This window comes from Phenylobacterium sp. (genome assembly GCF_035944335.1).
Classification (GTDB): Bacteria; Pseudomonadota; Alphaproteobacteria; order Caulobacterales; family Caulobacteraceae; genus Phenylobacterium.
In genome coordinates, this window is sequence record NZ_DASZBG010000120.1 from 1 (window position 1) to 6,301 (window position 6,301).

Sequence of the window (6,301 nt, forward strand, 5' to 3'; positions counted from 1 at the left end):
ATGTCGCCGGTCACCCGCACCAGAACGCCTTCGTCGAAACAGGTCTGGAAGACCTCGGCGCCGCGCTTGCCCGGCGCCCCGTCGCGGGCTTCGAGCTCGATGCCGGCCACCAGGCCGAGGTTGCGGACGTCCTTCACGTGCGGCGCACCCTTGAGGCCATGCACCGCGTCCTCCCAGCGGCCCTCCAGCCCGGCGGCGCGGGCGAACAGGTCCTCGTCGGCATAGAGCTGCAGGGTCGCGGAGCCGGCCGCCACGGCCAGCGGATGGGCCGAATAGGTATAGCCGTGGAACAGCTCGATGCCGGGGGCCGCGCCGTCCGTCACCGCCTCATAGATGCCGGCGCGAACCCCCACGGCGCCCATGGGCACGGCGGCGTTGGTCAGGCCCTTGGCGAGCGTCATCAGGTCGGGCGTCACGCCGAAGCGCTCGGCGGCGGTGGCCGCGCCCAGGCGGCCGAAGGCGGTGATCACCTCGTCGAAGATCAGCAGGATGCCGTGGGCGTCGCAGATCGCCCGCAGGCGCTGGAGGTAGCCCTTCGGCGGCACGAGCACGCCCGCCGATCCGGCCAGTGGCTCGACGATCACCGCCGCGATGGTCTCCGCGCCATGCAGGCCCACCAACCGCTCCAGATCGTCGGCGAGATCGGCGCCCGCCTCCGGCTGGCCGCGGGTGAAGTGGGCGGCCGGATCGTAGGTGTGGCGGATGTGGTCGACGCCGGGCAGCAGGGTGTAGGCCCGCCGGTTGTTGGGCAGGCCGCCCACCGAGATGCCGCCGAAGCCGACCCCGTGATAGCCCTTCTCGCGGCCGATCAGCCGGGTGCGCCCGCCCTGGCCGATAGCCCGCTGATAGGCGAGCGCGATCTTCAGCGCCGTGTCCACCGCCTCCGACCCGGAGTTGCCGAAGAACACGTGGTCGAGGCCGGCCGGCAGGAGGGCCGCCAGCCGCTGGGCGAAGGCGAAGGCCTTGGGATGGGAGATCTGGAAGGAGGGGGCGTAGTCCAGTTCGCCCGCCGCCTGGCGGATGGCCTCGACGATGGGCGCGCGCGTATGGCCGGCGTTGACGCACCACAGGCCCGAGGTCCCGTCGAGCAGCGCGCGACCGTCCGGGGTGAAATAGTGCATGTCCTTCGCCGAGGCGAGCAGCCGCGGCCGGGCCTTGAACGCCCGGTTGTCGGTGAACGGCATCCAGAAGGCGGAGAGGTCGTTGGGCAGCGCCTGCGCCGCGTCGTCATGGGCCATATCGTCTGGGGCCATCGCGGTCTCCTCCCCGGTACAGGGACCGCGGAGCGTCCCAGAGTTTCCGTCGTCCGACAACACCACCGGTCCGCGCCATCGGACACCGCCGCCGCTGACGCTTGCCTTGGCCAGCGCCGCTTGCCAGCGCCCCACGCCCATCCCATAGTCCGGGTCGCCGAACGAAGGAGTCCGGCCATGGGTACGAACGACCGCTGAGCGCCCAGCGCCGCTGACCGGAGCCTCGCCGCCCCGCGTCCCGTCACGCCCCTATCTCCGGATATCCGATGAAGCGCCTTCGCCTGGACGCGATCACCCGCGTCAACCTGCACTATCTCACCATGGTCTTCGCTCAGGGAACGGGCTTCCTGTTCCTGTTTGTCTTCCTGCTGCGGGCCGGCGTCGCCGCCCCCTTGGTCCTCCTCGCCCAGGCGGCCATCGTCACCGGCCGGCTCTGCGTGCGACCCTTCCTCCTGCCGCTCGCCAAACGGATGGGCGTGCGGCCGCTGCTGATGCTCGGAAGCGGGGTGATGGGCCTGCAATATCTCCTGCTGCCGGCGGTGCACGGGCCCGGCTGGGCCCTGGTGGCGGTTTGCGTGGCCGCCGCGGCCGGTGATGTCTTCTACTGGCTGCCGTTCAACGCCTACTACGCCGCGATCGGGGACGTCGAACGACGCGGCCGCCAGATCGCCCTGCGTGAGGCCCTGGCGGCGGCGGCCGGGATCGTCGCGCCCTTGGCGGCGGCGCTGTCGCTGGTGGCGTTCGGCCCCTGGTGGACCTTCTGGACCGTGGCGGCGGTGCAGGCCTCGGCCGCCCTGCCGTTGATCGGCGCGCCGGACGTGCAGGTCCCGGCCGAAGCGCCCGGCGCATTCAGGGCCGCCCGCGCGGCCTTCCTCCTGATGGCCGCCGACGGCTGGTTCGACGCCTGCTGGCTGATCATGTGGCAGATCGCGCTGTTCGTGAGCCTGCGGGAGAGCTTCTCGGCCTACGGCGGGGCCTTGGCGCTGGCGGGCGTGGTGGGGGCGGCGGCCGGCCTGGCGCTTGGCCATCGCATCGACGCCGGCCATGGCCGGCGGGCGGTGGTGGTGACCTACGCCGTGGCCACGACCATCGTCGTGCTGCGCGGGGCGAGCCTCGGCTGGCCTGTGCTGGCGGTCGGCGCGCATGCCTTGGGTGCGCTGCTCATGCCGCTCCTGGGCCCCACGCTGGGATTTCCGATCTCCAACATGAGCAAGGCCTCGCCCTGCACCTTCCGCTTCGCCATGGTCACCGAGGGCGGCTGGGATGTCGGCTGCTGCGGCGCCTGCCTCACGGGCGCAGCCCTGCTCTCGCTGGGCGCCCCGCTGGCGAGCCTGATCCTGCTGGCGCTTCCGGCGGCCGCTCTCAGCGCGGCGATCCTTTGGCGGCTCTATTCGGCGTCGGCTCAGACGCTGGCGCGGCCGATGCTGGCGTAGGCGAAGCCGCGGGCGCGCATGTCGTCGGGCTTGTAGATGTTGCGCAGGTCGACCATCACCGGCTGCTTCATCAGCAGCTTGATGCGGTCGAGATCCAGCGCCCGGAACTGGTCCCACTCGGTGATGATCACCAGGACATCGGCGCCTTCGGCCACGTCGTAGGGATTGTCCTTGAAGTCCACGTCGCGGAGCAGCTGGCGGGCCTCGTGCAGCCCCTCCGGATCGAAGGCCTGGATCTTGGCGCCCTTGGCCTGCAGGGCCGGCACGATGTCCAGCGAGGGCGCATCGCGCATGTCGTCGGTGTTGGGCTTGAAGGTGAGGCCCAGCACCCCGATCGTCTTGCCCTTCAGCTCGCCCGAGACGGCGGCGTTGACCTTCTCCGCCATGGCCTTCTTGCGCGCGTCGTTGACCTTGACGGTGGTCTCGATGAGCTCGATCGGCGCGCCGGCCGAGCGCGCGGTGCGCACCAGGGCCAGGGTGTCCTTCGGGAAGCAGGAGCCGCCGTAGCCGGGGCCGGCGTGCAGGAACTTGTTGCCGATGCGGTTGTCGAGGCCGATGCCGCGGGCCACCTGCTGCACGTCGGCGCCCACCGCCTCGCACAGGTCGGCGATCTCGTTGATGAAGGTGATCTTCATGGCCAGGAAGCCGTTGGCCGCATATTTGATCAGCTCCGAGGTGCGCCGGCCGGTGAACAGGATCGGCGTCTCGTTGAGGAACAGCGGCCGGTAGAGCTCGCGCATCACCGCCTGGGCGCGCGGATCGTCGGTGCCGACCACCACCCGGTCGGGGCGCTTGAAGTCCTCGATCGCCGCGCCTTCGCGCAGGAATTCGGGGTTCGACACCACCGCCACCTCGGCGTCGGGCCGCACGCGCCTGACGATTTCTTCGATCTCGTCGCCCGTGCCGACCGGGACCGTGGACTTGGTGACGATCACCGTGAAGCCGTCCACCAGGCGGGCCACTTCCTCGGCGGCGGCGTGGACGTAGGAGAGGTCCGCGTGGCCGTCGCCGCGCCGCGACGGCGTGCCCACCGCGATGAACACGGCGTCGGCGTCCTTCACCGCCTCGGCCGCGTCGGTGGCGAAGAACAGGCGGCCGGCCTTGACGTTCTGGGCGACCAGGTTCTCGAGGCCCGGCTCATAGATCGGAATGCCGCCGGCCTTCAGCCGCTCGATCTTGCCGGCGTCCTTGTCGATGCAGGTCACGATGTGCCCGAAGTCGGCGAAACAGGCCCCGCTGACGAGGCCGACATAGCCGGTGCCGATCATGGCGACGTGCATCTAGGAATCCCCGAACTGTCCGAGCGCGCTTTCAGCACGCGAAGGGGCTTTTCGCTAGGCGCGAGGTGACACAGACAGCAATTTCTTGGCGCTGTCGCGATATCATGATAAATTTCCTAGATCATGACAAAGCCCATCCAAATCCGGAACGAAGAGGTGGCGCGCGACATTCGTGAACTCGCCGCGCTCACTCGTCGGCCTATCACCGAGGCGGTGGCCACGGCCGTTCGGACGGAATTGGCCCGCGCTCGTCGCCGTGAAAACACGGAGGACCGCAGGCGCGAAATCGATCGCTTGCTTGCTGAATTCCGCGCTCTGCCGAAGACCGGCCGGATGCTGACGGACGACGATCTTTATGATGAAAGCGGCTTGCCGAAGTGATCGCGGTCGATGCGTCGGCGGTTCTGGCGATTCTGTTTGGCGAGTCCGAAGAACCGAGCTTTAGCGCCGCGCTGGAGCGGGCCGGCGGTGCGGTGATAGGCCCGGTGAACTACTGGGAAGTCCTCGTTCGGGTCCACAGCCGCCAAGGGTCCCCGGGCGTCGATCGCGCCCGGCACATCATGGACCGGCTGGGGCTGCGGATCGGCACGGTCGATCTGCAGGACGCAGATCGGGCGTATGGCGCCTTCGCCCGCTTCGGAAAAGGGATCGGAGGCCCCCTCAACCTCGGCGACTGCTTCGCCTACGCCCTGGCAGAGCTTGAAGGCGATGGCTTGCTGTTCAAGGGCGACGACTTCCCAAAGACCGACGTCAAGTCGGTCCTCGCCTGAGCCTCAAATTTCCTGGTTGTAGGCGCCGACCTGGCTGCGCTTGGTCAGGCGCGGCTTCACCTCCTGGTGGAACAGGGCGCGCATGTCGTCCTCGGACTTCTGGCTCTCCACCACCACCACCAGCTCCGGCTTGTTGGAGGAGGCGCGCACCAGCACCCAGGAGCCGTCCTCCAGGGCCACGCGGACGCCGTTGACGGTGATCAGGTCGACGATGCTGCGGCCCAGGATCTTGCCGCCGGCGTCACGGAACGCCGTGTACTCGGCCACGATGTCGTCGACGACGGCGTACTTCTCCTCGTCGGCGCAGTGCGGGCTCATGGTGAGCGACGTGTAGGCGACCGGCAGGGCCTTCTTGAGGTCCGACAGCTTCTTGCCGGGGTTGCGGTCGAGCATGGAGAGGATCGCCGCGGCGGCCACCAGGCCGTCGTCGTAGCCGCGTCCGATCGGCGGGTTGAAGAAGAAGTGGCCGGACTTCTCGAAGCCGGCCAGCGCGCCCAGCTCGGCGGTCTTGCGCTTGATGTAGGAGTGGCCGGTCTTCCAATAGACGGTCCTGGCGCCGTTCTTCTTCAGCACCTCGTCGGTGGCGAACAGGCCGGTGGACTTCACGTCGACCACGAAGGTCGCGTCCTTGTGCAGCTCGGACAAATCCCGCGCCAGCATCAGCCCGATCTTGTCGGCGAAGATCTCCTCGCCCTCGTCGTCGACGACCCCGCAGCGGTCGCCGTCGCCGTCGAAGCCCAGCGCCACGTCGGCGCCTTGCTCGCGCACCGCCTTGGCCATGGCGTGCAGCATGACGCTGTCTTCCGGGTTCGGATTGTACTTGGGGAAATTGTAGTCGAGCGTCGCGTCCATCTCGATCACCTCGGCCACGCCCATGCGGCGCAGGCCCTCCGGCGCGAAGGCGCCGGCCGTGCCGTTGCCGCAGGCGGCGATCACCTTCAGCGGCCGGGTGAGCTTGGCGCGCGCCGCGGCGTCGGCGATGTAGCGCTCGGCCACCCCGTCGACGCGGGTGAGCTTGCCGCCGTCCCGTTCCTTCCAGGTCGCCCCCAGCGTGATCTCCTTCAGCCGGCCGATCTCGTCGGGGCCGAAGGTCAGCGGCCGTTGCGCGCCCATCTTGACGCCGGTCCAGCCGTTTTCGTTGTGGCTGGCGGTGACCATGGCCACGCACGGCGCGTCGAGGTCGAACTGGGCGAAATAGGCCATCGGCGTCACCGCCATGCCGATGTCCAGCACCTCGCAGCCGGCGCCGATCAGGCCCAGCGTCAGGGCCTGTTTGATCGACAGCGAATAGCTCCGGTAGTCGTGGCCGACCACGATGCGGCGGTGGCCGAGCTCCTGGATGTAGGTCCCCAGCCCCAGGCCCAGCGCCTGGATGCCCAGGAGGTTGATCTCCGGCCCATAGAGCCAGCGCGCGTCGTACTCCCGAAAGCCCGTCGCCTTGACCAGCGGGATCATCTCGTAGTCGAGGCTGTTGGGGATCAGATCGGCGCGGGGTTTGGGCAGCATGGAAGCTCCGGGTAAGCGGCTACGGGCGGTGTACTAGTCGGTGGACGGCCCCAAGGCCA

At 69.1% G+C, this 6,301-nt stretch carries 6 protein-coding genes; 3 read left to right on the plus strand and 3 right to left on the minus strand.

Going from position 1 to position 6,301, the window contains the following annotated elements:
- Positions 1–1,253: aspartate aminotransferase family protein (locus VGT80_RS18245; RefSeq protein WP_327458084.1), on the minus strand; the 1,253-nt coding region annotated here is incomplete at its 3' end.
- A 266-nt stretch (positions 1,254–1,519) separates the two neighbouring features.
- Here VGT80_RS18245 and VGT80_RS18250 point away from each other — a divergent pair.
- Positions 1,520–2,686 carry a hypothetical protein gene (locus VGT80_RS18250; RefSeq protein WP_327458085.1) on the plus strand — a complete coding sequence of 389 codons (1,167 nt, stop codon included), beginning with the start codon at positions 1,520–1,522 and terminating at the stop codon, positions 2,684–2,686.
- Here the strand turns inward: VGT80_RS18250 and VGT80_RS18255 are convergent.
- Positions 2,656–3,966, minus strand: a complete 1,311-nt coding sequence (locus VGT80_RS18255; protein WP_327458086.1) for a UDP-glucose/GDP-mannose dehydrogenase family protein — start codon at positions 3,964–3,966, stop codon at positions 2,656–2,658. The two genes, VGT80_RS18250 and VGT80_RS18255, sit on opposite strands and share 31 nt — an antisense overlap.
- Before the next feature lie 123 nt (positions 3,967–4,089).
- Between VGT80_RS18255 and VGT80_RS18260 the strand changes: the two genes are divergently transcribed.
- A complete protein-coding gene (locus tag VGT80_RS18260; protein WP_327458087.1) occupies positions 4,090–4,347 on the plus strand; it encodes a type II toxin-antitoxin system VapB family antitoxin in 258 nt (85 codons plus the stop codon).
- A complete protein-coding gene (locus VGT80_RS18265) occupies positions 4,344–4,736 on the plus strand; it encodes a type II toxin-antitoxin system VapC family toxin (protein ID WP_327458088.1) in 393 nt (130 codons plus the stop codon). The genes VGT80_RS18260 and VGT80_RS18265 overlap by 4 nt, the downstream gene beginning before the upstream one ends.
- A gap of 3 nt (positions 4,737–4,739) precedes the next feature.
- Here the strand turns inward: VGT80_RS18265 and VGT80_RS18270 are convergent, their stop codons facing one another.
- Complete coding sequence (locus tag VGT80_RS18270) at positions 4,740–6,242, minus strand: phosphomannomutase/phosphoglucomutase (protein WP_327458089.1); 1,503 nt, start codon at positions 6,240–6,242, stop codon at positions 4,740–4,742.
- Between the last annotated feature and the right edge of the window lie 59 nt (positions 6,243–6,301).

Coding starts and splice junctions, on each gene's coding strand:
- VGT80_RS18255 (WP_327458086.1), bottom strand. CDS start 3,966: ATGCACGTCGCCATGATCGGCACCGGCTATGTCGGCCTCGTCAGCGGG.
- VGT80_RS18260 (WP_327458087.1), top strand. CDS start 4,090: ATGACAAAGCCCATCCAAATCCGGAACGAAGAGGTGGCGCGCGACATT.
- VGT80_RS18250 (WP_327458085.1), top strand. CDS start 1,520: ATGAAGCGCCTTCGCCTGGACGCGATCACCCGCGTCAACCTGCACTAT.
- VGT80_RS18270 (WP_327458089.1), bottom strand. CDS start 6,242: ATGCTGCCCAAACCCCGCGCCGATCTGATCCCCAACAGCCTCGACTAC.